At 72.0% G+C, this 25,319-nt stretch carries 21 protein-coding genes and 2 pseudogenes; 8 read left to right on the top strand and 15 right to left on the bottom strand.

Annotation, left to right across the window (positions count from 1 at the left end):
• Window positions 1-365: 365 nt before the first annotated feature.
• From ACGGAQ_RS25320 to ACGGAQ_RS25295, 6 genes and pseudogenes are all read right to left on the bottom strand, one after another.
• A pseudogene (locus ACGGAQ_RS25320) lies at window positions 366-1,420 on the bottom strand (arginase family protein); the annotation flags it as partial.
• A gap of 85 nt (window positions 1,421-1,505) precedes the next feature.
• On the bottom strand, window positions 1,506-2,429 hold the full coding sequence (locus ACGGAQ_RS25315; RefSeq protein ID WP_393053040.1) for a tetratricopeptide repeat protein: 924 nt from the start codon (window positions 2,427-2,429) through the stop codon (window positions 1,506-1,508).
• Between the two features lie 163 nt (window positions 2,430-2,592).
• The gene (locus ACGGAQ_RS25310; protein WP_393053036.1) at window positions 2,593-4,281 is read right to left on the bottom strand and encodes a methylmalonyl-CoA mutase; all 1,689 of its coding nucleotides are present in this window, start codon (window positions 4,279-4,281) and stop codon (window positions 2,593-2,595) included.
• A 95-nt stretch (window positions 4,282-4,376) separates the two neighbouring features.
• Entirely contained in the window at window positions 4,377-4,787 is a 411-nt protein-coding gene (locus ACGGAQ_RS25305) for an Asp23/Gls24 family envelope stress response protein (RefSeq protein WP_393053033.1), read from the bottom strand.
• 93 nt (window positions 4,788-4,880) lie between these two features.
• Entirely contained in the window at window positions 4,881-5,888 is a 1,008-nt protein-coding gene (gene meaB / locus ACGGAQ_RS25300) for a methylmalonyl Co-A mutase-associated GTPase MeaB (protein ID WP_393053031.1), read from the bottom strand.
• On the bottom strand, window positions 5,885-7,084 hold the full coding sequence (locus tag ACGGAQ_RS25295; RefSeq protein WP_393053029.1) for an acetyl-CoA C-acetyltransferase: 1,200 nt from the start codon (window positions 7,082-7,084) through the stop codon (window positions 5,885-5,887). The genes meaB and ACGGAQ_RS25295 overlap by 4 nt, the downstream gene beginning before the upstream one ends.
• 62 nt (window positions 7,085-7,146) lie before the next feature.
• Here ACGGAQ_RS25295 and mce point away from each other — a divergent pair, with 62 nt between their 5' ends.
• The 5 genes from mce to ACGGAQ_RS25270 all read left to right on the top strand — a co-directional run bounded on the left by mce (window position 7,147) and on the right by ACGGAQ_RS25270 (window position 14,686).
• Window positions 7,147-7,620 (top strand): methylmalonyl-CoA epimerase, encoded by a 474-nt coding sequence (mce, locus tag ACGGAQ_RS25290; protein WP_393053027.1) that lies wholly within the window; start codon window positions 7,147-7,149, stop codon window positions 7,618-7,620.
• Window positions 7,621-7,994: 374 nt separating this feature from the next.
• Window positions 7,995-9,350 carry a crotonyl-CoA carboxylase/reductase gene (gene ccrA / locus ACGGAQ_RS25285; RefSeq protein ID WP_393053025.1) on the top strand — a complete coding sequence of 452 codons (1,356 nt, stop codon included), beginning with the start codon at window positions 7,995-7,997 and terminating at the stop codon, window positions 9,348-9,350.
• Between the two features lie 285 nt (window positions 9,351-9,635).
• The gene (locus ACGGAQ_RS25280; RefSeq protein ID WP_393053023.1) at window positions 9,636-10,898 is read left to right on the top strand and encodes a cell division protein DivIVA; all 1,263 of its coding nucleotides are present in this window, start codon (window positions 9,636-9,638) and stop codon (window positions 10,896-10,898) included.
• A gap of 177 nt (window positions 10,899-11,075) precedes the next feature.
• On the top strand, window positions 11,076-13,322 hold the full coding sequence (locus ACGGAQ_RS25275) for a hypothetical protein (RefSeq protein WP_393053021.1): 2,247 nt from the start codon (window positions 11,076-11,078) through the stop codon (window positions 13,320-13,322).
• Between the two features lie 284 nt (window positions 13,323-13,606).
• A complete protein-coding gene (locus ACGGAQ_RS25270; RefSeq protein ID WP_393053382.1) occupies window positions 13,607-14,686 on the top strand; it encodes an AI-2E family transporter in 1,080 nt (359 codons plus the stop codon).
• A gap of 4 nt (window positions 14,687-14,690) precedes the next feature.
• Here ACGGAQ_RS25270 and ACGGAQ_RS25265 read toward each other — a convergent pair whose 3' ends face one another.
• The 7 genes from ACGGAQ_RS25265 to ACGGAQ_RS25235 all read right to left on the bottom strand — a co-directional run bounded on the left by ACGGAQ_RS25265 (window position 14,691) and on the right by ACGGAQ_RS25235 (window position 21,077).
• On the bottom strand, window positions 14,691-15,488 hold the full coding sequence (locus ACGGAQ_RS25265) for an alpha/beta hydrolase (protein ID WP_393053018.1): 798 nt from the start codon (window positions 15,486-15,488) through the stop codon (window positions 14,691-14,693).
• Window positions 15,489-15,558: 70 nt separating this feature from the next.
• A complete protein-coding gene (locus tag ACGGAQ_RS25260; RefSeq protein ID WP_231640156.1) occupies window positions 15,559-15,882 on the bottom strand; it encodes a hypothetical protein in 324 nt (107 codons plus the stop codon).
• Window positions 15,883-15,946: 64 nt separating this feature from the next.
• Window positions 15,947-17,032: a hypothetical protein gene (locus tag ACGGAQ_RS25255; RefSeq protein ID WP_393053015.1), complete on the bottom strand. Its 1,086-nt coding sequence runs from the start codon at window positions 17,030-17,032 to the stop codon at window positions 15,947-15,949.
• Entirely contained in the window at window positions 17,029-17,523 is a 495-nt protein-coding gene (locus tag ACGGAQ_RS25250; protein WP_393053012.1) for a SigE family RNA polymerase sigma factor, read from the bottom strand. Before ACGGAQ_RS25250 ends, ACGGAQ_RS25255 begins: the two co-directional genes overlap by 4 nt.
• A gap of 40 nt (window positions 17,524-17,563) precedes the next feature.
• On the bottom strand, window positions 17,564-19,354 hold the full coding sequence (locus tag ACGGAQ_RS25245) for a 3-hydroxyacyl-CoA dehydrogenase family protein (RefSeq protein ID WP_393053009.1): 1,791 nt from the start codon (window positions 19,352-19,354) through the stop codon (window positions 17,564-17,566).
• Window positions 19,355-19,479: 125 nt separating this feature from the next.
• Window positions 19,480-20,553: an alpha/beta fold hydrolase gene (locus ACGGAQ_RS25240; protein ID WP_393053006.1), complete on the bottom strand. Its 1,074-nt coding sequence runs from the start codon at window positions 20,551-20,553 to the stop codon at window positions 19,480-19,482.
• Between the two features lie 107 nt (window positions 20,554-20,660).
• Window positions 20,661-21,077, bottom strand: a complete 417-nt coding sequence (locus ACGGAQ_RS25235) for an FHA domain-containing protein (RefSeq protein WP_393053003.1) — start codon at window positions 21,075-21,077, stop codon at window positions 20,661-20,663.
• 256 nt (window positions 21,078-21,333) lie between these two features.
• Between ACGGAQ_RS25235 and ACGGAQ_RS25230 the strand changes: the two genes are divergently transcribed.
• Both ACGGAQ_RS25230 and ACGGAQ_RS25225 read left to right on the top strand, forming a co-directional pair.
• The gene (locus ACGGAQ_RS25230; protein ID WP_393053000.1) at window positions 21,334-22,830 is read left to right on the top strand and encodes an aldehyde dehydrogenase family protein; all 1,497 of its coding nucleotides are present in this window, start codon (window positions 21,334-21,336) and stop codon (window positions 22,828-22,830) included.
• A 79-nt stretch (window positions 22,831-22,909) separates the two neighbouring features.
• Window positions 22,910-23,569, top strand: coding sequence for a methyltransferase domain-containing protein (locus ACGGAQ_RS25225; RefSeq protein WP_393052997.1), 660 nt, complete (start codon window positions 22,910-22,912; stop codon window positions 23,567-23,569).
• A gap of 4 nt (window positions 23,570-23,573) precedes the next feature.
• Here ACGGAQ_RS25225 and nucS read toward each other — a convergent pair whose 3' ends face one another.
• Window positions 23,574-24,233, bottom strand: coding sequence for an endonuclease NucS (gene nucS / locus ACGGAQ_RS25220; RefSeq protein WP_039908963.1), 660 nt, complete (start codon window positions 24,231-24,233; stop codon window positions 23,574-23,576).
• Between the two features lie 71 nt (window positions 24,234-24,304).
• Here nucS and ACGGAQ_RS25215 point away from each other — a divergent pair, with 71 nt between their 5' ends.
• Complete coding sequence (locus tag ACGGAQ_RS25215) at window positions 24,305-24,922, top strand: DUF4126 domain-containing protein (protein ID WP_393052994.1); 618 nt, start codon at window positions 24,305-24,307, stop codon at window positions 24,920-24,922.
• 151 nt (window positions 24,923-25,073) lie between these two features.
• Here ACGGAQ_RS25215 and ACGGAQ_RS25210 read toward each other — a convergent pair.
• Window positions 25,074-25,319 (bottom strand): annotated as a pseudogene (locus tag ACGGAQ_RS25210) (hypothetical protein); the annotation flags it as partial.

The raw sequence follows: 25,319 nt of genomic DNA, 5'->3' as shown, positions 1-25,319 counted from the left end.
GAGGTGAGCCGGGCCCGAATCAGGCGGAGTCGGCTTCGTGCCTCTCCGACGGGGTCTCGGCCGGCGGGGAGGGTCGTCGGAGCAGACCCGGGCCGGCCGACGCGGGCGGACCGACCGGTTCGCGCTCGACCGTGGCCGCGATCTGGGCCGCGAGGCCGGATGGCTCGGCCGGGGGCCGCCCGCCCGCGCCCGGTGCCTCCGCCGCAGGCGCGACGCCGTCAACCACCGCATCGTCAGCCACCGCGCCGAGCGACGAACGGACGCCGGCGGGACCGACGCCGGCAGACCCGACGCCCGAGGGCTGGCTCCCGGAGGCGTCGCCATCGGAAAGGTCGTCGCCGCCGCGCTCGTCGACCCGATCGGGGCCGTCGCGCCCGGCGAGGCGCGCGGCACGATCGAGCCCATCGAGCCCGGCGAACCGCTCGCTGGCGCTCGCGGCCCGGCCGTTGCCGCGCCGCGGAGAGGGCGTGGGCCGGGGCGACAGCAGTCGGGGTGGCACCGCCTCCGGGGCGGTGACCGGGGCCAGACCGGCGACCACGGTGTTGACGATCTCGGCGGCGTACGAGCCGTCCGGGTCGTAGTCGGGGTCGAAGACGGTCAGCTCGACGCCGAGGCAGTGTGGGGTGTCGACCAGGCCGGCGAGCAGGATCTCCAGCTCGGCGAAGGCGATGCCCCCGGGGTCGGGGGCGTCCACGGCCGGCATCACCGCCGGGTCGAGCACGTCCACGTCGATGTGCACCCAGTAGCCCGCGCAGTCGGCGAGCTGCTCGTGCGCCCACTGGGCCGTCCGGGCGGCGCCCTCGGCGCGCAGCGCCGGCACCGGACGGGTGGTGATGCCCGCGGCCTGGAGGTCGAGGCGGTACTCGTCCTGCGCCCGGATGCCGAGCACCACCACGTCGATGTCGCGGAAGTAGGGTCGACGACCCTCCAGCGCAGCCAGGTCGGCCTGCCCGCGCCCGGTGACGAGGGCCAGATCCTCCCCGGCGGCCGCGCCGACGTAGGAGGCGTTGCCGGGGTGCCGGAAGTCGGAGTGCCCGTCGACGAAGACCAGCCCGATCCGCCCGCCGACCGCCTCACCGAGGCGGTGCATGGCCAGCGCGGAGCCGAGCAGCACGGAGCAGTCACCGCCCAGCACCACCGGGAACTCACCCCGGTCGATGATCGAGCCGACCCGCTCGGCGAGGGCGAGGGAGTAGTCGGCGATCTCCCGGGCGTGGCACACGCCGTCACCGGGCCGCCAATCGCCGGGGTCGTACCGGGGTGGGGTGACGCAGCCGGCGTCGCGGGCCCGCAGCCGGGCCAGCAGGTCGTGGTCGCGCAACGCGCCGGGCGCCTTGGCGCAGCCCGGCACGGAGGTGGACGTCGGCGGTCGCAGGCCGAGATTTGTCGGCGCGTCGAGGACGGCGATCCGGCGCATCATGAGCTCCCGTCCTCGGTGGTCGGGCGGGCCGGCGAAACGCCGGCCCGCGCTGGCGTACTACGAACTCACGATCCGTGCGGCGAACTCAGAACAGGGCGCTGGCCAGGGCCCGTCGGGCCGAGGCGACCGCCGGGTCGTCCGGGCCGGCGATGGAGAACAGCGACACCAGGTGCTGGCGGACCGCCTCGCGGTCCTCACCGGCGGTCCGCCGGACCAGGCCGACGAGCCGGGCGTACGCCTGCTCGGCCAGGCCGCTGAGCACCTCGATGTCGGCGGCCAGCAGCTGGGCCGCCACGTCGTCGGGGGCGCTCTCGGCGGCGGCGAGCGCGGTGGCCGGGTCGGCGCCGGCCACCCGGCGGGCCACGCCGACCTGGGCCAGGCCCGCCGTGGCCGCGGCGTCCGCCGGGGCGTCGGCGAGGATCTTGCGGTACGCCTGCTCGGCGGCGTCCAGGTCGCCGCTCATGAGCGCGTCGTCGGCCTCGTCGAGGCGCGGGTCCTCCGGTTCGGCGACGGCCACGCCACCGGCCTTGAGCACCGCCTGGATCCACTGGCGGAGCTGGGCCTCGGGCACCACACCGGAGAAGGCGTCGATCGGCTGGCCGCCGACGACCGCGTAGACCATGGGGATGCCCTGGACCCGGAACATCTGGGCGATCCGCGGGTTTTCCTGCACGTCGACGCGGGCGAGCACCCAGGTGCCACCGCTCTCGGCGGCCAGCCGCTCCAGCACCGGGGCGAACTCGTCGCTCTCCGGGAAGCCGGCCGCACCGAAGAAGACGATGACGGGCATGGCCATCGACCGTTCGAGCACATCGGCCTGGATGGTCGCCTCGGTGACGTCGACGATGGCGGCGTTGCCGCCGGCGGTCTGCGCGCCGGGCACGCCGGCGGACGGGCCGCCCTGCGGGGGTGTGCCGGGGCGGGTACTGGCTGGTGCGGGGCCGCGCAGCGTGCTGAGGTCGACCGCGCCGCGGGTGAAGATCGACGAGGTGATCCGTGGGTCGCTCATGGTTACCTAGTCTCGCACGCGAGCCCGGAATCCCGGCTCACCCACAACTCCGACGTTGCAACTCTCACGCCCCATTCCACCCCCGGCGATCGGGCAGTTCTGCCGCCGGGACGGGGTGTCCGTCCGGCAGCGACCGCGCGATCGACGGGGGTGGTGGTATGGGTCAGAAACGGGCGGGTTCGCGGTAGGTGCCCCACTCGGCCCGGAGGGCGTCGCAGATCTCGCCCAGGGTCGCTTCGGCGCGGACCGCGTCGAGCATGGCGGGGATCATGTTCTCGTCCGTGCGGCTGGCCTCGACCATCCGGGCGACCGCGGCCTTGACCGCGGCGTCGTCCCGTCCGGCCTTGCGCTCGGCGAGCACCCGGCGCTGCTCCAGCTCCACCTCGTGCGAGATGCGCAGGATCTCCAGCTCCTTGGCGACCGTGCCGGTGTGGCAGTTGACGCCGACGATCTTCTTGTCGCCCTTCTCCAGGGCCTGCTGGTAGACGAATGCCGACTCGGCGATGTGCCCGGTGAACCAGCCGTCCTCGATACCGCGCAGGATGCCGGAGGTCATCGGGCCGATCTGGTGCGGCCCGTCGCCGCCGAGCTGCCGGATCCGGGCGAAGATCTCCTCCGCCTCGGCCTCGATCTTGTCGGTCAGCGCCTCGACGTACCAGGAGCCGCCGAGCGGGTCGGCCACGTTGACCACCCCGGTCTCCTCCATCAGCACCTGCTGGGTACGCAGGGCGATCTCGGCGGACTCGTCGGTGGGCAGCGCCAGGGTCTCGTCCAGCGCGTTGGTGTGCAGCGAGTTCGTTCCGCCGAGCACCGCCGCGAGGGCCTCGACGGCGGTGCGTACGACGTTGTTGACCGGCTGCTGGGCAGTCAGCGACACCCCGGCGGTCTGCGTGTGGAATCGCAGCCAGAGGGCCTTCTCGCTGGTCGCGCCGTAGACGTCGCGCAGCCAGCGGGCCCAGATCCGGCGGGCGGCGCGGAACTTGGCGATCTCCTCGAAGAAGTCGAGGTGCGAGTCGAAGAAGAAGCTCAGCCCCGGCGCGAAGACGTTCACGTCCAGGCCGCGCGAGAGGCCCAGCTCCACGTAGCCGAAGCCGTCGGCCAGGGTGTACGCCAGTTCCTGCGCGGCGGTCGAGCCGGCCTCGCGGATGTGGTAGCCGGAGACCGACAGCGGCTTGTAGCGCGGAATCTCCCGCGCGCAGTACTCCATCAGGTCGCCGATCAGGCGCAGGTGCGGCTCGGGGTCGAAGAGCCACTCCTTCTGCGCGATGTACTCCTTGAAGATGTCGGTCTGCAACGTGCCGTCCAGCTTGGACAGGTCGGCGCCCTGCCGCTCGGCGGCGACGAGGTACATGCAGAACACCGGCACGGCCGGGCCGGAGATGGTCATCGAGGTGGTGACGTCGGCCAGGTCGATGCCGTCGAAGAGCGCCTGCATGTCGGTGGCGGTGTCGATGGCGACGCCGCAGTGGCCGACCTCGCCGAGCGCCTGCGGGTCGTCCGAGTCGCGGCCCATCAGCGTCGGCATGTCGAACGCGACCGACAGGCCGCCACCGCCCGCGCCGAGGATCATCTTGTACCGCTCGTTGGTCTGCTGGGCGTTGCCGAAGCCGGCGAACTGCCGGATCGTCCAGGTCCGCCCGCGGTAGCCGGTCGGATGAAGACCCCGGGTGTACGGGTACTCGCCCGGCCAGCCGATCCGCTCGAAGCCCGGGTACGCGCTGCCCTCCGGCGGCCCGTAGACCGGCTCCACCGGCATCCCGGAGAGCGTGGTGAAGTCGGCGTCCCGCTTGCGCGCGGAGTCGTACCGGGCCTGCCAGCGTGCCCTTCCGGCGTCGATCTCGTCGGCGTCCATGCGCAGGGCTCCTCCTCGGTTCCTCGACTGCACGTCGAGTGTAGAGCCCTCGCCTGAACGATCGCTAAGTAAGCTCGTACCGACGAGTAACCAGGTCAGAACGTGGGAGCGGCGGAAGCGCCCATCGCCACGTCGTCGACCCGGATGTTGACCTCGTCGACCCGCAGCCCGTACGCCTCGACGGCCTCGGTGACCCGAGCCCGCACCTGCCCGGTGATCTCCGGCACCGGCTGACCGGCCTCGATCACCAGCACCAGGTTGACCACGGCGGCGTCGCCGGTCACATGTGCCGAGCAGCCCCGCCGGGCGTCGCCCACCTGGTCCAGCCCGACCCGGTCGAGGACGGAGTTGAAGAACCGGGCGACGTCGCCGCCCAGCTCGGCAACCCCGGGCACCGCGCGAGCCGCCGCGACGGCGATCTTCTCGATCACCTCGTCGGCGACCTGCGTCGTGCCGCCGGCCGGCGCCGTCGCCGCGCTCAGCTCCTGGGTCGCCTCGTGATCCATGCCCACTCCCCTGCTCCTCACGCCGACCCCACCGCCGTGGGGCGGTGCGAGCCTACAAGGGTCGGGCAGCGCAGGGCTGTCCGGCGTGGACGGTCAGCGGGCGAGCTGGGCGAGCAGGGTGTCCGCCGCCGCGTACGGGTCGAGGCCACCCTCGGCCACCGTGGCGGCGAGCGTGCTCAGCTCCGTACCGTCGCGCAGTGAGCCGATCCTGGCGCGGAGGGCGCCGAGCGCGATGGCCTCGATCTCGGCGGCGGCCCGCGCCTCCTGGCGGCGGCGCAGCTCGCCGTGCTCGACCAGCCAGCCCCGGTGCTTGTCGATGGCAGCGGCGATGTCGTCGATGCCCTCGCCCCGGGCCGCGACCGCCCGGACCACCTGGGGTCGCCACTGCCCCGGGCCGCGCTCACCCAGGGCGATCATGCCCTGGATGTCGCGGACGGTGGCGTCGACGCCGTCCCGGTCGGCCTTGTTGACCACGAACACGTCGGCGATCTCCAGGATGCCGGCCTTGACCGCCTGGATCGCGTCACCCATGCCGGGGGCGAGCAGCACGAGCGTGGTGTCGGCCAGCGAGGCGACCTCCACCTCGGCCTGCCCCACGCCGACGGTCTCCACCAGCACCACGTCACAGCCGGCGCCCTCCAGCACGCGGACCGCCTGCGGTGTCGCCGCGGCCAGCCCGCCGAGGTGCCCCCGGCTGGACATCGACCGGATGTAGACGCCCGGATCGGTGGCGTGGTCCTGCATACGCACCCGGTCGCCGAGGATCGCCCCGCCGGTGAACGGGCTGGACGGGTCGACCGCCAGCACGCCGACCCGGTGCCCACGTGCCCGCAGCGCGCGGACCAGCTCGTTGGTGGTGGTGGACTTGCCCACCCCCGGCGAGCCGGTGAGCCCGACGACCTGGGCCTGCCCGGCGTACGGCGCCAACGCGGCGGCGATCGCCGGCAGCAGGCTGTCGCCGTTCTCCACCAGGGTGATCAGGCGGGCCACCGCACGGGGGTCACCGGTGCGGGCCCGCTCGACCAGCAGCGGCACGTCCCGGCTGCGGCGCACGGATGTGGTGGTGGCCGCCGCCGGGACGCCCTCGATCGCATCGCTCACTGTGCAGCCGCTGCGCTTCCCGGCACGTGGATGATCAGCGCGTCACCCTGACCGCCGCCGCCGCAGAGAGCGGCCGCGCCGGTGCCGCCGCCGCGCCGCTTCAGCTCCAGGGCGAGGGTGAGGACGAGACGCGCACCGGACATGCCGATCGGGTGGCCCAGCGCGATCGCGCCGCCGTTGACGTTGACCTTGTCGGGGCTGATGCCCAGGTCGCGGGTGGACTGGATGCCGACCTGCGCGAACGCCTCGTTGATCTCGATGAGGTCCAGGTCCTCCACGCTCAGGCCGCCCTTCTTCAGGGCGTGGTTGATCGCGTTGGACGGCTGCGAGTGCAGGGAGTTGTCCGGGCCGGCGACGTTGCCGTGCGCACCGATCTCGGCCAGCCAGGTCAGCCCCAGCTCGTTGGCCTTGGCCTTGCTCATGACGACCACGGCGGCGGCGCCGTCGGAGATCGGCGAGGAACTGCCGGCGGTGATCGTGCCGTCCTTGGCGAAGGCGGGACGCAGCTTGGCCAGCGACTCGACTGTGGTGTCCGGGCGGATGCCCTCGTCGTCGCTGATCACCAGCGGGTCACCCTTGCGCTGCGGGATCAGCACCGGGGTGATCTCCTCGGCGAAGTGGCCGTTCTTCTGCGCGGCGGCGGCCCGCTGGTGGCTGGCCGCGGCGAAGGCGTCCTGCTCCTCGCGGGAGATGCCGTGCTTCGTCCCGAGCCGCTCGGTCGACTCGCCCATGGAGCAGCAGTCCCAGGCGTCGCTGAGCCCGTCGTGCGCCATGTGGTCCTTGACCACCACGTCGCCGTACTTGTAGCCGCTGCGCTGGCCCATCAGCAGGTGCGGGGCGTTGGTCATCGACTCCATGCCGCCGGCCACCACGATGTCGAACTCGCCGGCCCGGATGAGCTGGTCGGCCAGGGCGATCGCGTCCAGGCCGGAGAGGCAGACCTTGTTGATGGTCAGCGCCGGCACCGACATCGGCACGCCGGCCTCGACCGCCGCCTGCCGGGCCGGGATCTGCCCGGCGCCCGCCTGGAGCACCTGGCCCATGATCACGTACTGGACCTGGTCCGGGCTGACGCCGGCCCGCTCCAGGGCTGCCTTGATGGCGATTCCGCCGAGCTTGGTGGCCGGAAGGTCCTTGAGGTTGCCCAGCAGCCGCCCCATCGGGGTCCGCGCGCCGCTGACGATCACCGAAGCCATGCCTGCCTCCGAGGGGGGTGCCGAGCTGTACGCCTTAACGATTGTTCGGCCAGACTAGCGCCATGGCTGAGAACTCCCCCGTCGAGCCCGGTGCGGACTACGTCACAGACATCGGGCTTCGCAAGATTGACCACGTCGGCATCGCCGTCGCCGACCTGGATGCCGCGATCGACTTCTACCAGCGGACCTTCGGGATGCGCTGCGTACACACCGAGACCAACGCCGAGCAGGGCGTACGGGAAGCGATGCTGGCCGTCGGGCCGACCGCCGAGGGCGGCTGCGTCCAACTGCTGGCCCCGCTCACCCCGGATTCGACGATCGCGAAGTTCCTCGACCGCAACGGGCCGGGCGTGCAGCAGGTCGCGTACACCGTGGCGGACATCGACGTGGCCTGCGCGGCGCTGCGCGAGCGGGGCTTGCGCCTGCTCTACGACGCCCCGCGCCGTGGCACCGCCGACAGCCGGATCAACTTCGTGCACCCCAAGGACGCCGGCGGCGTCCTGATCGAACTGGTGGAACCCGCCCCCACCCACTAACCCCACCTCCGCCCACCCCGGCCCACCGACCCGCCCGCCCCTGGTGATCAAGAGGTTTGCGTCAATCCGCGGTCCGCAGATGACGCAAACCTCTTGATCACCGGGGGTTCGTCGTGGGTGGGGCGTGGGGTGGGTCAGGGGGTGGGCGCGCACGTCTGTGCGTGGTTGGCGGGGCGGCCGGGCACCTTCACGCATTGGTGGATGCAGTTTTTCACAGAGGACTTCCCGCCCTAGCTACCGTTCAGTAACGTCCCGGCCCACAGGAGCGCGACCGGGGCCGGATGTGTCGAATGCCGACATGGTGGTCGTGTCCACCGGCCCCGACGATGGCAGCACCCGGCCCGTGCGGGTGCGGGGACGAACCGGAGGTCACCGTGCAGGACATCCTCGAAGCGATCATGGCGGCGGAGGAATCGAACGATCCGGACCGCGAGCTGGCGGGCGTCGCCGGACTGCCCGTGCCGGAGAGTTACCGAGGCGTGGTCGTCCGCGCCGAGGAGGCCCGGATGTTCGACGGCATGGCCACCCGGGACAAGGACCCACGCAAGGCGTTGCACGTGCAGGAGGTGCCGACGCCGGAGCTGGCGCCGGGCGAGGCGCTGATCGCGGTGATGGCGAGCGCGATCAACTACAACACGGTGTGGACCAGCATCTTCGAGCCGGTGTCCACCTTCAAGTTCCTCCAGCGCTACGGCCGGGTCTCCGAGCTGACCCGCCGGCACGACCTGCCGTACCACGTGGTCGGCTCGGACGCGGCCGGCGTGGTGCTGCGTACCGGCCCGGGGGTGACCCGGTGGGCGGCCGGCGACGAGGTCGTCGCGCACTGCCTCTCCGTCGAGCTGGAGGACGCCGCCGGCCACGACGACACCATGCTCGACCCGCAGCAGCGAATCTGGGGCTTCGAGACCAACTTCGGCGGCCTGGCCGAGCTGGCCGTGGTCAAGGCAAACCAGCTGATGCCCAAGCCGCGGCACCTGAGCTGGGAGGAGGCGGCCAGCCCCGGGCTGGTCAACTCCACCGCGTACCGGCAGCTCGTCTCGCACCACGGCGCCAACATGAAGCAGGGTGACGTGGTGCTGATCTGGGGCGCCTCCGGCGGCCTCGGCGGGTACGCCACCCAGATGGCCCTCAACGGTGGCGCGATCCCGGTCTGCGTCGTCTCCTCGCCCGAGAAGGCGGAGCTGTGCCGCAGCATGGGCGCGGAGCTGGTCATCGACCGGGCCGCCGAGGGCTTCCGGTTCTGGAAGGACGAGCAGACCCAGGACCAGGACGAGTGGCGGCGCTTCGGCGAGCGGATCCGCGAGCTGACCGGCGGCGAGGACCCGGACATCGTCTTCGAGCACCCCGGCCGGGAGACGTTCGGCGCCAGCGTCTACGTCGCCAAGAAGGGCGGCACCATCGTCACCTGCGCGTCCACGAGCGGGTTCCAGCACCAGTACGACAACCGCTACCTGTGGATGCACCTGAAGCGGATCGTGGGCAGCCACTTCGCCAACTACCACGAGGCGTGGCAGGCCAACCGCCTGGTCGCGCTCGGCAAGGTGCACCCGACGGTGTCGCGCACCTACCCGTTGGAGCAGACCGGTCAGGCCGCGTACGAGGTGCACCGCAACGCGCACCAGGGCAAGGTCGGGGTGCGCTGCCTCGCGCCCGCCGACGGGTTGGGCGTCCGTGACGGGGAGTTGCGGGCCCGGCACGAGGAAGCGATCAACCGGTTCCGAGGGCACTGAGCGGGCCACCGGCCGGACGGATGAGCGGCCGGTGGCCAATGCGCTGATCGGCCATTGTTCTTCCACCCCCATTAGCGGGAACCCATCCGGATCGAACAAAGGGCCACGGGGCGCACCCGTGGCCCTTTTTCGTGTCACGCTGCGTGGCGCCCGTCCCGCCCGGGACCTGCCAAGATCGCCCAATGGTCCGGCCTCGGCGGCCAGGTCAGTTGACCATGTAATGAGGACACGAAAGCTCCGCACCGCTCTTGCGAAGCACCCTGGGGCGTCTGCCAGTATGTCCCAATGCCCCAGCAGCAGTCCTCCCCTCTCGCGTTCTTCGATAACGCGAACTCGCAGCCAGATTTCACCGTTGGCCTGCGCGGATACAACACTCACCAGGTCGATGACTTCATCGGCCGGATGACCGCCGCGCTGACCCAGTCCGAGCAGGCCCGTGCCGAGGCTGAACAGCGGATGAACGACGCCCAGCGTCGCCTCCGCCAGGCCGAGCAGCGCATGAGTGCGCTTGAGCAGAAGCTCACCGACACGAACAAGCAGCTCGAAGAGAACAGCCGGCCCACCCTCTCCGGGCTCGGCACCCGCGTCGAGCAGATCCTCCGGCTCGCCGAGGAGCAGGCCAACGACCACCGCAACGAGGCCAAGCGCGAGTCCGAGGGCATCCTCTCCGCCGCCCGCCTCGAGGCCCGGGAAATCACGGACAAGGCCCGCGCCGAGGCCGCCGCGATGAAGGCCAGCGCCGAGCGCGAGGCCGGCAACCTGCGCACCGCCGCCGAGCGCGAGGCCGCCGAGGTCCGGGTGCAGGCCCGCCGCGAGGCCGACACGCTGCGCGCCGACGCCGACCGCGAGACCAAGCAGCTGCGTACGGTGACGGCGCACGAGGTGGCCGAGCTGAAGTCGACCGTGGAGCGGGAGGTGGCCACCCTCCGGGCCACCGCCGAGCGGGAGATCACCCAGCAGCGGGCCAAGGCCGCGCGCGAGGCCGAGGAGAAGCGCGCCGAGGCCACCAAGCTGCTCACCGACGCGCGGGACAAGCGCGACAAGGACCTCCAAGCCCTGGAGCTGCAGCTGGCCGAGCGGCGCGAGAAGGCCGAGCGCGAGGAGTCCGAGCGGCACGCCGCCCAGGTCGCGCAGACCCAGAAGATGGTCAGCGAGGCCGAGCAGCGCGCCCGGGCCGCGCAGGAGCGCGCCAAGGAGATCGAGCAGCGCGCCGAGGCCCGCCGGGTCGAGTCGGAGCGCAACGCCGCCGAGACGATCGACAAGGCCAAGGCGCACTCCGAGAAGACGCTCAACGAGGCCAAGGCCGAGTCGCAGCGCCTGCTCACCGAGGCGCGCACCGAGGCCGAGCTGACCACGCAGGCCGCCCGCCGCGAGGTCGAGGACCTCACCCGGCAGAAGGACGCGGTCACCTCGCAGCTCGGTCAGATGCTCTCCGGGCTCGCCGGCATCGTGCCCGGCGTGCCGGCGGCGGCCGCCCCGGCGGCCAAGCCGGAGGCGAAGAAGACCGACGGCGGGCAGGAGCGGGTGACCGCGGAGACCGCCGGCTGACGCGAGGCGTCAGGTCGGGGCATCGACGGCGCGAGGTGACACCGGGTGACCGGTGTGACCTCGCGCCGTGTGCGTTTCCCAACCCTTGGTGTGGCACCCTCGCCACGGAGTGAAGTAGGTCCCACAAGGGGCGTCCGTATCGCCCCAGCAGGGGGCGATGCGTGTGAGGATGGGGGCATGTCGCACGGCGAGGAACTGTTCGCTCTCGGCGGGGATGTGACCACGGAGCCCAGCTTCGAGTCCGCTCTGCGGGGGTACGAGAAGAAACAGGTTGACCGGTACGTCGCGCGTGCCGAGCACGAGATCGCGACCCTCGCCGCCGAACGGGAACAGGCCTATACACAGATCCACAAGCTCGCCGGCCAGGTCGAGGTTCTGCAACGGGATCTGACCCAGGTCCGCAAGCAGATGAACGTGGTGGACCGGGCCTCCTTCCGGCACCTGGGCCCGCGCGTCGAGTCGATCCTCACCCTCGCCGAGGAGCAGGCCGAGCAGATCCTGTCGGCGGCCAACGAGGAGATCGACGCCCGTCGCGCCACCGCCGAGCACATCATCGAGGAGGCCCGCGAGCAGGCCGCGCGGGCGTTGAAGGACTTCGAGATCGCTCTCGCCGCCCGGCGCCAGGAGGAGGAGCGGCACAGCGCCTCGCGCCGCGCCGAGGCGGACGCGACCCTGCGGTCGGCCAAGGACGAGTCGGCGAAGCTGCGCAAGACGGCGCAGGACGAGCTGGCCAAGGCCCAGCAGGAGGCCACCCAGCTGCGGGACACCGCCAAGGAGATCCACACCCGGGCACAGCAGGAGGCCACCAAGCTGCGCGAGGCGGCCCGCGAGGCGCTGACCACCGCCCGGCAGGAGGCCGGCGAGCTGCGCGAGGCGGCCAAGGAGGTGCACGCCAAGGCCCAGCAGGAGGCCAAGCGGCTCACCGACACGGCGACCGAGGCGGGCCGGGCGACCCACGCCAAGGCCCAGCAGGAGGCCAAGCAGATCATCGACGACGCGTCGATGGCCGGCCGCGCCACCCGCGCCAAGGCCCAGCAGGAGGCCGAGCGGCTGACCACGCAGGCGTCCGAGTCGGCCAAGCGCAGTCGGTCCGAGACCGAGGCGTACGTGCAGCGGATGCGCAGCGAGACCGAGGCGTACGTGCAGCAGTCCCGGGCGCAGACCCAGCAGGAGCTGGGCGCCTGGCGAGCCGGCGTGGAGCAGGAGGTCAACTCGCGGCGCGAGGCGGCCGACCGCGAGCTGGCCCAGCGACGGTCCACCGCCGAGCAGGAGTTCGCCAAGCGACGCGACGAGCTGGACAAGCAGCACGAGTCCCGCAAGCAGGAGCTGGAGTCCACGTTCGCCAACCGCCAGCAGGAGCTGGAGTCGGGTTGGGCTGCGCGCAGCGCCGAGCTGGAGACCGAGTACACGGCCCGCAAGAACGAGCTGGAGACCGAGTACACCGCCCGCAAGAACGAGATCGAGCAGGGCGCCGATGCGATCCGTCAGGCGGCCGAGCGGGACGCGTCGGCCCTGCGCCAGCGCGCCGAGACGGAGGCGGCCGAGCTGTTGAGCCGCGCCGAGACCGAGGCGGGTGACAAGCGCCGCAAGGCCGACGAGCACGTCGCGGCCTCGCGCCGCCAGTTCGAGGAGTACGCGGCCACGACCCAGCAGCACCTGGCGACCACGCAGCAGCACCTGGCCGCGACGCAGCAGGAGGCGGCCGCCGGCCGGCAGCAGCTCGCCCACGTGATGTTGGAGATCGCGCAGGCCCAGCAGCAGCTCGCCGACCTGCGGCAGGAGACCTGGAAGGCGCGGCAGGAGTCCGACGAGCTGGAGCGGCAGATGGCCGAGGTGCGGCTGCGCAGCACCACCGGCCCGATCGACGGCCCGACCGCACCGGCCACGAACGACCGCCCCGACCCGACGGCCGTGACGGCGCCGGCAGGCGGCGATGCCGCGACCGGGTCGGGTATCGGTGACGACGACGCCGGTGCCCCGGTCGGCGCCGGTGCGCCGGTCGGCGCCGGTGCGCCGGTCGGCGCCGGTGCGCCGGTCGGCGCCGGTGCGCCGGTCGGCGCCGGCACGGCGAACGCCCTCACGACCGAGCCCGACGACGCTGGTGCGCCTGTCGGCGCGGGCTCGGCGAACGGCCGCACGACCGAGCCCGACGACGCCCGGCAGCCGGCGAACGCCGCCGCGGCCGGCGAGTCCGAGCAGTCCACGGCCCGCCCGGTGGCCGAGCCGGTGACCACTGTCGACGGCGGCGCGGCCAGCGCCGGGGTGGACGGCGAACCGACCGTGGCGGCCGTTCCGGGCGAGGGTGGCCGGGGCGCCAAGCCGACGAAGATCACCAGCACCGGTGAGAACGGCAAGCGCCCCAGCAAGCCGACCACCGACGAGCGCAGCGCCAAGCCCAGCAAGGTCACGATCGAGAAGGACTGACGGGCGCCCGCCCACCCGAACTTCGAGATCTTGGACAGTTACCGTCCAGCGCAGACGGAAACTGTCCAAGATCTGCGCCTCGGTCGGGGCGAATAGCAGATTGACGGGCTCGTGGTCGACCGCGACCATGAGGTGGCTACGCTCCTGGCGTCCCACGGAGTGACCCGGAGGTTCTGGTGCCGCAGCATAACCCGTCGGCCAACGATCCGGACGCCGCTCCCGCTCCCGCTCCCCCGCCGACCGAGCCCGAGACGCCACCGCCGGTGCCGGTTCCCGCCCCGGGGATCGACCCGGAGGAGCCGCCTGCCGTCCCGTCCGGGAAGTTCGGCACGCCGGGGCGTCCACTGCGACGCAGCAGCTTCCTGGTCGGCTTCACGGGCGCGCTGGGCGTGCTGCTGGCGTACACCCTCTATCTGGGGATTCGCAATGCCGGCGGCATCCTCGTGCTGGTGGTGATCGCGCTCTTTCTCGCGGTGGGCCTCAACCCGGCGGTGGTGCGGCTACGCACCTGGGGTGTGCCCCACGGCCTGGCGGTGACGGTGGTGGCGTTGACCGTGGTGCTGCTGCTCTGCGGGGGCGTGGTGGCGCTGGTCCCGCCGATCGTGACGCAGTCCGGGCAGTTCATCGACCAGATCCCGAGCCTGCTCGACGAGTTGCGCCGCAATCCGACGGTCAATGACCTGGTGGAGCGGTACGACGTGGTGGAGCGGGTGCAGGGCGCGGCCAACGCGGACACCGTCGGCCGGGCGCTCGGCGGGGTGCTCGGCGGCGCCCAACTGATCTTCGGCACGGTGTTCCGGACGTTGACCGTGCTGGTGCTGACCATCTACTTCCTGGCCTACTTCAACCGGCTGCGCTCGCTGGGCTACTCGGTGGTGCCCCGGTCGCGGCGGGAGCGGGTGCAGCTGATCGGCGACGAGATCCTGGCGAAGGTCGGCGCCTACATGGTCGGCGCGCTGAGCATCGCCGTGCTGGCCGGCGCGACCACCTTCGTCTTCGCGCTGATCGTCGGGCTGCCGTACCCGTTCGCGCTGGCCGTGGTCGTCGCGGTGACCGACCTGATCCCGCAGATCGGCGCGACCCTGGGCGCGGTGATCGTGAGCCTGGTCGGCTTCGCCGCCGACCTGCCCACCGGCATCGCCTGCGCGGTCTTCTTCCTGATCTACCAGCAGATCGAGAACTACCTCATCTACCCGAAGGTGATGCGGCGTTCGGTGGAGGTCAACGAGGTCGCCGCCCTGCTGGCCGCGCTGCTCGGGGTGGCGCTGCTGGGCGTGGTGGGCGCGCTGATCGCCATCCCCACGGTGGCCGCGCTACAACTGATCCTGCGCGAGGTGGTGCTCCCCCGCCAGGAGCGGAGTTGAGGAGTCAGTCGGCCGGCCCGGGGACGGGCGTGTCCGCGAAGGCGGCCACCGTCCGGTCGGCGTACGCGCTGACGTCGCCGGCCTTCATCGGTCCGTCCCAGGTCGTCGGCAGCGGCACCTCGACCGCTGGGTTGACCCGCTTGACGATCTCGTCGAGCACGGTCTCCGCGTCGCCGACCCAGAGGTGCTTCGCGCCGGGCACCCCGACCACCTCGGCCTGCGGCACCGCCGCGAACCGCTCCCGCGCCTCGGCCGGGCGCAGGTAGTCGTCGAACTCGGGCACCAGCGCCACCAGCGGCCGACCCGAATCGGCCCAGGTCGCCAAATCGTCCGGGGCCGAGAACCGCAGCGGCGGCGAGAGCAGGATCGCTCCGGCCACCGCCGGGTCGCACCCGTACTTCAGGGCCAGGTCGGTGCCGAACGACCAGCCGACCAGCCAGATGTTGGGCAGTTCGGCGAACTCCGCGTACTCGATGGCGGCGGCCACGTCGTAGCGCTCACCCACCGCGCCGTCGAAGGCCCCCTCGCTGGTGCCGCGCACACTGCTCGTGCCCCGGGTGTTGAACCGCAGCACGGCCGCGTCGGCCAGCGCGGGCAGCCGCCACGCAGCCTTGCGGAACACGTGGCTGTCCATCATTCCGCCGTGGGTGGGCAGCGGGTGCAGGCAGACGAGGGTGGCCACCGGGGGCCGGTCGGCCGGCAGGGCCAGTTCGCCGACCAGCCGCAGACCGTCGGCGGTGTGCAGCTCGATGTCCTCCCGGCGGCCGGGCAGGATCGACGACGCGCGGATCGCTGTGCTCACCGCTCAAGTCTGTCGCGAACTCGCCGCCGCCGCCCGCCCAGGCACGAAGAGGGTGATCCAGGTCGCTCGCTCAGTAGCGCGGCGTGCCCCGGCCGCGCTGCACCGCCGGGCCGCGCCGCTCCCGGGCACGCCAGCAGCCGCTGTGCCAGTGCCGGCGGTCGGTCAGATCACCCAGGCCGTCGGCGGGCCAGGCCACGAGGTGCGCCACCCCGGGTCGGATCTCCTGGTCGCAACCGGGGCAGCGGTACGTCTTGACCGACGCGCCCGCCCCGATGCCGCGTACCTGCCAGGCGCCGTCGGTCCACTGCTGCACCGAGGCGACACCCTGCCGGACGCGGTCGGCGTCCAGGTTGGCGTTCTCGTCCCGACGAGGGCGATTGCGACGAGGGCTCACAGTCACCAAGCGTACGGTCCGCCGGACGGACCAGCCCCCGGGGCGGTCCGTCCGACGGCTGCGATCACTTCCAGCTCTCTGGCCGCGTCGGGTCCTCGACGACCCGCGCTCCCGCCAGCACTGTCGTCGCGTCCGCCTCGGTGAAACCGCTCGTCGCGCCCGGCTCGACGCCGGTCGGCCGCTGGCCGTCCCACTGCCAGCCGAAGTTCACGCTCACCACCGTCTTGCGGATGCCGAACAGATCCAGTGTCGTCCCGTCCGCGGAGAGATTCGCGGGCCGGCCAGCGATGGTCCGGTTCCCCTCGGTACGGGTGCCGGCCCCGCTCGCGTAGCGGTAGTTCACGAACATGACCTGGGTCGCCGCCCGCGCAAGGGTGAAGTCCGAGGTGACCAGTCGCGGGTATGAGCTGACGTCGACCGAGCAGGAGGTGATCGGTGCGCCGTCGGGCAGGCTGCCGAGCCGCAGCGGCACGGCGCACGACCGCGCCTCGTTCCAGCGCAGCGCCCGGACCGCCTGCTCCAGCCCGGCGCGGTCCCCGCCCAGGATGACGGCACGGGCGTACAGACCCGGCGCGGGACGCCACGACGTGACCATGCCACTCGCGCCATCGGTCGTCGGGTGGATCGTGCCGTCGAAGGTCTGGGGCCCCGGCCCGGCCACGTCGACCTGGACGTTGCCGAACGAGACGCTGCTGGACAAGTCAGTCGTACGGCTCACCTCGACATGCACCGGTTGGTCGTCCCGCACGCTGAGCCGTACCGTCTCTGCGTTGCCCCGGACGACCGACCAGCCCAGGTAGCGGGCCCGGGCCGGGTCGAGGCCGAAGTGCAGCACGTTCGGGTCGCTGCCGACCAGCGCCGGGTCGGCGGCCCCGGGCACCCCGTCGACCCGGGGTGGCACCGGCGCGGCTCCGGTCGGCGTGGTGGCGGTCCAGGGCAGGCGGCCGGTCAGCCCGTCGAGGCCCGCCCCGGTCACGCCCACCACGCCGAGCGCCCCGACCAGGGTCAATGCGGTGCCGGCGGCGACCCGGCGGTGCAGTTGCCGGCGGCGGCCGCGAGCGCGGGACGCCCGCAGCAGCCGGTTGGTGTCCACGTCGCCCTCGGCACGCTCTCGCAGAGTCTGGGCGATTTGTTCGTCGAGGTCGATCACGGCCGGCTCCCGTTCTTGGTCGGGACGCCGCAGCGCTCCCGGAGGTTCGCGAACGCCCGCATCGCATGGGTGCGGACGGTGACCGGCGAGCAATCCAGGATCTGGGCGATCGTCGCGTCGTCGAGGTCCTCGTAGTAGCGCAGCACCAGCACGGCCCGCTGACGGTCGGGCAGGGCGAGGATCAGCCGCCACATCTCGTCCCGGTCGGCCACCTCGCCATCCAGGTCGCCCCGCTGCGGCCGGTCGACGACCGTGTCGACGACCAGCTCACGGCTGGACCGGCGACGCCACCAGGAGTTGTTGGCGTTGACGAGCATGCGGCGTACGTACACGTCGGGCCGGTCGGCTCGGGCGATCCTGCGCCAGTGCACGTACGCCCGGGACAGCACCTCCTGGGTGAGGTCCTCGGCCCGGTGCTCGTCACCGGTGAGCAACCGCGCCAGCCGCACGAGCGCTGGGCCGCGGCTGGAGACGTACTCCTCGAAGGTCACATCCGGTAGACGCGGCCCGGTCCCTCCGGCGTTGACCCGGTCAGCGGTGCGAGTGGTCGCGGAAGCCGCGGCGGGTCTTGCGGCCCAGGTAGCCGGCCGTGACCAGGTGCTCCAGCAGCGGCGCGGGCGCGAAGCCCGGCTCGCGCAGCTCCAGGTACAGCTCCCGCTGGATGGCCAGCGAGACGTCCAGCCCCACCACGTCGAGCAGCTCGAACGGGCCCATCGGGTAGCCGCAGCCCAGCTTCATGGCGTGGTCGATGTCGTCGGCGGTGGAGTAGCTGGCCTCCAGCATCTTCACCGCGTCGTTCAGGTACGGGAAGAGCAGCGCGTTGACGATGAACCCGGACCGGTCGCCGCAGACCACGCCGGTCTTGCCCAGCGCGGCGCAGACCGCCCGTGCGGTGGCGGTGGCCTCCGGGGAGGTACGGATGGTCCGGACCACCTCGACCAGCGGCATGACCGGCGCCGGGTTGAAGAAGTGCAGGCCCACCACGTCGGCCGGCCGCTGGGTGGCCATCGCCACGTCGATCACCGGCAGGGACGAGGTGGTGGTGGCCAGCACCACGCCCGGCTTGCAGATCTCGTCGAGGCTGGCGAAGAGCGCCTTCTTCACGCTCAACTCCTCGACGACCGCCTCGACCACCAGGTCGACGTCGGCGAGGTGGTCGAGCGTGGCCGACCAGCTGATCCGGCCGAGCGCGGCGTCCCGGTCGGCCTCGGCGAGCTTGCCGCGCACCACGCCCTTGTTCAGCGAGGTCTTCACGGCCTCGCAGACCGCCGCGGACTTCTCCGCGCCCCGGGTCACCGAGACGACCTCGTAGCCGGCCTTCGCGAACACCTCGATGATCCCGGTGGCCATCGTCCCGGAGCCGACGACACCGACCTTCGCGATGGCGCGCGCGCCGTCGGCGAGCGCGGCCTCCGTGGCCGGCGGCGTCGCCTCGTCCGGTACGACGACCGGGGAGCCCGGCCGCTGGTAGGTGTAGAAACCCCGACCGGACTTCCGGCCGAGCAGCCCCGCCGTCACCATCTGCTTGAGCAGCGGCACGGGGGCGTGCCGGCGGTCCCGCCCGCCGCGGCGGTACATCGTGTCCAGGATCTCGTACGCGGTGTCCAGGCCGATCAGGTCCATCAGCGCCAGCGGGCCCATCGGCAGGCCGCAGCCGAGCTTCATCGCCGCGTCGATGTCCTCCCGGGTCGCGTAGTGCGACTCGAACATGCCGACCGCGTGGTTGAGATAGCCGAAGAGCAGCGCGTTGGCGATGAAGCCGGCCCGGTCGTTGATGGTGACGTCGACCTTGCCCAGCCGGGCGCACAACGCCTCGACGTCGGCGACCACCTCGGGCGCCGTGACGACGGTGCGGACCACCTCGACCAGCTTCATCACCGGCGCCGGGTTGAAGAAGTGGATGCCGATCACCTGGTTGGGCCGGGTGGTGGCGACCGAGATCTCGGTGACGCTCAACGACGAGGTGTTGGTGGCGAGAATGGTGTCCGGCCGGCAGACCCGGTCCAGCTCCGCGAAGATCCGCTGCTTGAGGTCCAGGTGCTCGGGAACCGCCTCGATCACCAGGTCCACGGAGTGCAGGGCGTCCAGCCCCACCGCGAAGCGGACCCGCTCGTGCAGCGCGTCCCGGTCCGCCTCGGCGAGCTTGCCCTTGGCCACGGCGCGATCGGTGGAGCCGGTGAGGGTGGCCCGGCCACGCTCCAGCGCCGACTCGGAGATCTCCACCGCGAGCACGTCGATGCCGTTGCGGGCGAAGACCTCGACGATGCCGGCACCCATGGTGCCCAGCCCCACCACACCCACGGTGCTGAACTCGCGCGCCACGATCGGCCTCCCCAGACACTCCGCACGGCCACTGAACGGCCGCTAAGGTTATGCGCGCGAGTCTGCCACGTGACGCTCGGTTGTCGAGACGCCGTGGCATATTTCACCCACGGCGCGACGGGCCGCTAGACGGCCGGCACGCCGGTCAGCGCGAGCAGCTCGGCGACGAACTCCGCCGGGCGTTCCAGGTGCGGGCTGTGCCCGCAGCCGGGCAACACCACCTCGCGGTACGCGCCGCCGGCCGCCGCGTACCGCTCCAGCACCGCACGGGTCTGGCCGACCATCGGCTGCGGCGGGCAGGACTCCTCGCCCGGCCAGCCGGGCACGACACCCAGCGAACCCAGGTACGCCAGGTCGAACAGCGACGTGTCCGACACGATCACGTCGGCGTCCCCGCGTACCCAGGTGACCGGCGGCTTGGGTTTGACGGCCACCAGCTCGTCGGCGATCCGGAACCAGGTCGGGGCGAGCGCGTTGAGCACGCCGCGCTCCCCCGGCGCGGTGCCCGGCCAGTTCGCCGAGGGCACCGCCGTACCGGGGTAGTTGTCGTCACCGGTCGCCGTGGACAGCACGCTGTCCAGCAGCAGCTCCTCGTCGACGCCCAGCGAGGCGGGATCGGCCACGTAGGTGGCGCGCAGCACCGCGCGCGGGCTGGCCGGCGCGTCGGCGTCGCGATCACCCGCGGCCAGCCGTGCGACGAAGTCGGGGTTGGCCGTGCCGGCGCCGGTACCGGCGAAGTCGGGGGTGGTCGGCGTGCCGGTCAGGTCGCGCGTGCCACCGAAGCCGTACGGCGACACCGGCGCGGCCAGCAGCAGCGCGCCCACCCGGTGCGGATGGTCGACCAGCAACCGCATCGCCACTCCCCCGCCCAGGGAGTGCCCGACCACCACGGGCAGGCCGCTGGCGCTGGCGAAGAGCGTCGGGTCGTCCAGCAGGGCGGCGATGTCGTCGGCGAAGTCCCGCAGGCCCCGCGTGGCGTTCACTCCAGCGGTCGCGGAGTCGCCGTACCCCCGTAGGTCGGGGGCCACGACCCGCAGCGTCGGCGGCAGCCGCCGGAGCAACGGTTCCCAGAACAGCGAGGACGAGCAGTTGCCGTGGATCAGCAGCACCGGAGTCCCGTCCGGCGGGCCGGCCACCCGTACCGCCTGGGTGATGCCGTTCGCCGTCACGACCCGCTGCTCGCTCTCCATCCGCGGCATGCTGCCACGCCGTCGTCCGCCGGTCCAGGTGCTGGACAGCCACCCGGCGGCACCGCCGGAGTGTGGCGAACCGCCGCCCACACCCCGGCGGGGGCCTTCGCCGCGGGTCAGCGGCGGCCGCTGGGCGGGCTGGCCAACGGCAGGGGCAGCGTCGGGCGGATGTCCCGCCGGGCCGGGCCGAAGCTGAGCCCGACCGGATCCGTGTGGGCGACCCCCGGGTCGAACAGGCGCAGCTCGGTCCGACCGAGCCGGATCACGTCGCCGTCGGAGAGGCGTTCCACCTCGGTGATCCGGCGGTCGTTGAGCCAGGTGCCGTTGGTCGAGCCCAGGTCACGCAGCGAGGCACCCTCCGGGGCCAGCCACACCTCGGCGTGCCGGCGGCTCAGGTGCGGGTCGTTGATGACCACGTGACCGGTCGGTGCCCGACCGATCACCTGCGGCTCGACCCGAAGGCGAAAGCTCGCTCCGCGCATCGGCCCACCAGCGACCGTCAACAGCGGCAGCAGTTCCGGATGTTCCTCCATGGACAGTCAGCCCTCCACCCCACACCGTTACTCCGCGCGTCAGCCTGCCATCAGACGGTAATCGTCAATACCGACCGGCCGGTCAGCTCCTCGTCACCTCCCGGCCACCCGCCGTTCGACGATTCGGGCGGCCGGCTTCCGACACCCAGCGCCTGACCTGCACTGATCAACGAGCGGGCGGGCCGAGGCGACTCCCGTCCGGCCGACCCGAAATCGTGCCCTACCGATGAGTAATGTTCGGGTCTAGACTTCCGCCATGACGGCTGTGCATGTCCCCGGCACCCCTCTCATCGAGGCGGACCAACTGGTCTCCACCAGTCCCGCCACCGGCGCCGAGGCGGGCCGCCTCCCCGTCGCCACCGATGCCGACGTGCGGCAGGCCGTCGACCGGGCCCGCGCCGCCGGCGAGTGGTGGGCCGGCCTGGGCTTCACCGGCCGCCGGCAACGGCTGCTGCGCTGGCGCGCGCTGCTCGCCCAGCGGATCGAGCAGCTCGCCGAGCTGGTGCACGTCGAGGGTGGCAAGCCGGTCCCCGACGCCATCGTCGAGATCGTCACCGCGATCGAGCACGTCGACTGGGCGGCGCGCAACGCCGGTCGGGTGCTCGGTCCGCGTCGGGTGCGGTCGCGGCTCATCCTCGCCGAGTTCTCCGGTCACCTCGAATACCAGCCGTACGGCGTGGTCGGTGTGATCGGCCCGTGGAACTATCCGGTCTTCACCCCGATCGGCTCCGCCGCGTACGCCCTGGCCGCCGGCAACGCCGTGGTGTTCAAGCCGAGCGAGTACACGCCCGCCGTCGGCCAGTGGCTGGTGGACACCTTCGCCGAGGTGGTGCCCGAGCAGCAGGTGTTCACCGCCGTGCACGGCCTCGGTGACGTGGGCGCGGCGCTGTGCCGGTCCGGGGTCGACAAGGTGGCCTTCACCGGCTCCACGGCGACCGCCCGGAAGGTGATGGCCGCCTGCGCCGAGACGCTGACCCCGGTGCTGATCGAGGGCGGCGGCAAGGACGCCATGATCGTCGACAGCGACGCCAACCTGGACGCCGCCGCCGAGGCGTGCGTCTGGGGCGCCATGACCAACGCCGGCCAGACCTGCATCGGTATCGAGCGGGTCTACGCCGTCGACCCGGTCTTCGACGCGTTCGTCGACAAGGTCGTCGCCCGCGCCGGCCGGCTGACCGTGGGCCCGGAGGGCGCCGACATCGGCCCCATCACCATGCCCGGCCAGATCGAGGTGATCCGCCGCCACATCGACGCCGCGGTCAGCTCCGGCGGTCGCGCCGTGCTCGGCGGCCCGGATGCGGTGCAACCTCCGTACGTGCATCCGACCGTGCTGGTGGACGTCCCGGAGGAGTCGGCCGCCGTCCGCGAGGAGACCTTCGGCCCGACGCTGACCATCAGCCGGGTCCGCGACGCCGACGAGGCCGTCGCCCGCGCCAACGCCCTGTCGTACGGCCTGGGGGGTTCGGTCTTCGGCCGGCAGCGCGCGGTGGCCATCGCGCGGCGCCTGCGCTCGGGGATGGCTTCGGTCAACTCCACCCTGACGTTCGCCGGGATGTCCACGCTGCCGTTCGGTGGCGTCGGTGACTCCGGCTTCGGGCGGATCCACGGCGAGGACGGCCTGCGCGAATTCGGCCGCGCCAAGGCCATCACCCGCCGCCGGGCACGATCGCTGCTGCCGTCGATGACCTTCGAACGCACCCCGACCGATGTGGCACGCCTCATCAAGGCCATCAAGATGATGTACGGCAGATGAGTGTCGGATAACCGATCTGGGCGTTGATCAGCGTATCCACATGTTTATGCATCGTGGTCGCGGCGGTACATTGCGTTAAATGGGCCACAATCGATTGCGCCACCGCCTTGTCGACAGTGACAAGTCGTGGAGCGCACGGCAGCGGCGTCGTCGTTCGGACTGGCTGGCGCGCACCTTTCCCGAGATCGGCGACATGCATGTCGTCGACCTCGGCGGCCGGCTCGGCACCTGGCACCGCGCCACCGTCCGACCGGCCCGGGTCACAGTGGTCAACCTGGAACAGCCGCCCACCGCGGTGCCGGAATGGGCCCACGTCGAACAGGCCGACGCCTGCGACCTGCCACCCCACGTCGCCAACGGCGCCTACGACCTGGTCTTCTCCAACTCGGTGCTGGAGCACGTCGGCGGGCACGAACGCCGGCTGCGGTTCGCCGCCGCGGCCCGATCACTGGCCGATCGCCACTGGGTGCAGACGCCCTACCGCTACTTCCCCATCGAGCCGCACTGGATCGCGCCCGGAATGCAGTTCCTGCCGATCCGGCTGCGCACCGCGCTCGCCCGCCGCTGGCCCCTCGGGCACAAACCGACCCGCAGCCACGAAGCCGCCATTCACCAGGTGCTCTGGACCGAACTGCTGGACCGCTCGCAGATGCGCCACTACTTCCCCGACTCGCGAATGCTCATCGAGCGGGTGGCCGGCCTGCCGAAGTCGCTGATCGCCGTCCGAACCGAGGCGTGAGCGGTCAGAAGAGGGTCAGCTCGTCCTTCTCGATGCCGCGCAGCCGGTCGTAGTTGACGACCACGCACCGGATGCCCCGATCGGCGGCGAGCACCCGGGCCTGCGGCTTGATCTCCTGAGCGGCGAAGACCCCGGTGACCGGGCTGAGCAGCGGGTCGCGGTTCATCAGTTCGAGATAGCGGGTCAACTGCTCCACCCCGTCGATCTCGCCACGCCGCTTGATCTCGACGGCGACGGCGCCGGAGTTGGCGTCCCGGCACAGCAGATCCACCGGGCCGATCGCCGTCATGTACTCGCGGCGCACCAACGTGTACCCCTCGCCGAGCACACCCGGGTTGGCCGCCAGCAACTCCTGCAGGTGCGCCTCGACCCCGTCCTTGCGCAGGCCGGGATCCACACCCAGCTCGTACGAGGTGTCCTGGAAGACCTCCTCCAGGGTGATCCGCAGCTCCTCGCCGGCCTTGTTGACCACCCGCCACACGCCGGGGGCCTCCTCCAGCCGACACGGCGGGCTCATCCAGTTCAGCGGCTTGTACGCACGATCGTCGGCATGGATGGACACCGACCCGTCCGCCTTCACCATCAACAGCCGGGTGGCCGGCGGCAGGTGAGCCGAGAGCCGTCCGACGTAGTCCACCGAGCACTTCGCAATGACCAACCGCACCCGACGAGGGTAGCCGAGCACCCGGCGACCGCCACCGAGCGGCACTGGCGCGTCGGTGCGATGCTGAGACCGTGTTCGAAGTCCTCACCGGCACCGGCCTCGCCGCCTCAGCGGGGCTGAACGCCTACATACCCCTGCTCATCCTCGGTCTACTCGGTCGTTACACCAACCTGATCGACCTGCCCAGCGGCTGGACGTGGCTCGGCAACGGCTGGGTCATCGTCATCCTGGCCGTCCTGCTCGCCGTCGAGATGGTGGCGGACAAGGTGCCGGTGGTCGACCACATCAACGACCTGGTGCAGACCGTCGTCCGGCCCACCGCCGGCGGCCTCGCCTTCGGCGCCGGGTCGTCCTCGGAGACCGTGACCGTCAGCGACCCGGGGAGTTTCTTCACCTCCCACCAGTGGGTGCCCGTGGCCACCGGCGTCCTGCTCGCCTTCGGCGTACATCTGCTCAAGTCCGCCGCACGGCCAGTCGTGAACGCGACCACCGCCGGATTCGGCGCCCCGGTCGCCAGCACCGCCGAGGACGCGACAAGCGTGATCGTCTCCCTGGTCGCGATCATCCTGCCGGTGCTGGTGCTCGCCTTCCTGGTCGGCCTGGTCGTCTTCATCTACTGGTTCTTCCGGCGACGCTCCGAACGCCGTCGGGAACGCGAGGCGGCCCGCGCCGCCGGCTTCCGCGTCTGACCTGGGGCCTTCCTCGCGCGGCGCACCCGCGCCTCCGATCTTGGACAGTTTCCGTCAGCTGCTGACGGAAACTGTCCAAGATCTCGCGGGCATGACAATGGCCGGCACCCGTTCTCGGGTGCCGGCCATCGGTCGGATGGCGCGGTGGGGGTCAGCTGTTCCAGTGCTGGCCAACGAGGTCGGTGGCCTGCTGCTCCCACTGGGCGTAGGCGTCCGGGTACGCGGAGACCTGTACGGTCTGCGCGGCCTGGGTCAGGGGCATGTCCTGCCAGCCGTCGACCTGCTTGAGGCCCTTGAGGAACGCGGTGGTGGAGTACTCGGGGTTGGTGATCTGCTCCGGGGTGCCCCAACCGGAGGTGGGGCGCTGCTGGAACAGGCCCAGCGAGTCGTGGTCGTT

The organism is Micromonospora sp. NPDC047557 (assembly GCF_043205095.1).
Taxonomy (GTDB): Bacteria; Actinomycetota; Actinomycetes; order Mycobacteriales; family Micromonosporaceae; genus Micromonospora.
This window is presented reverse-complemented; position numbering and strand designations above follow the sequence as displayed.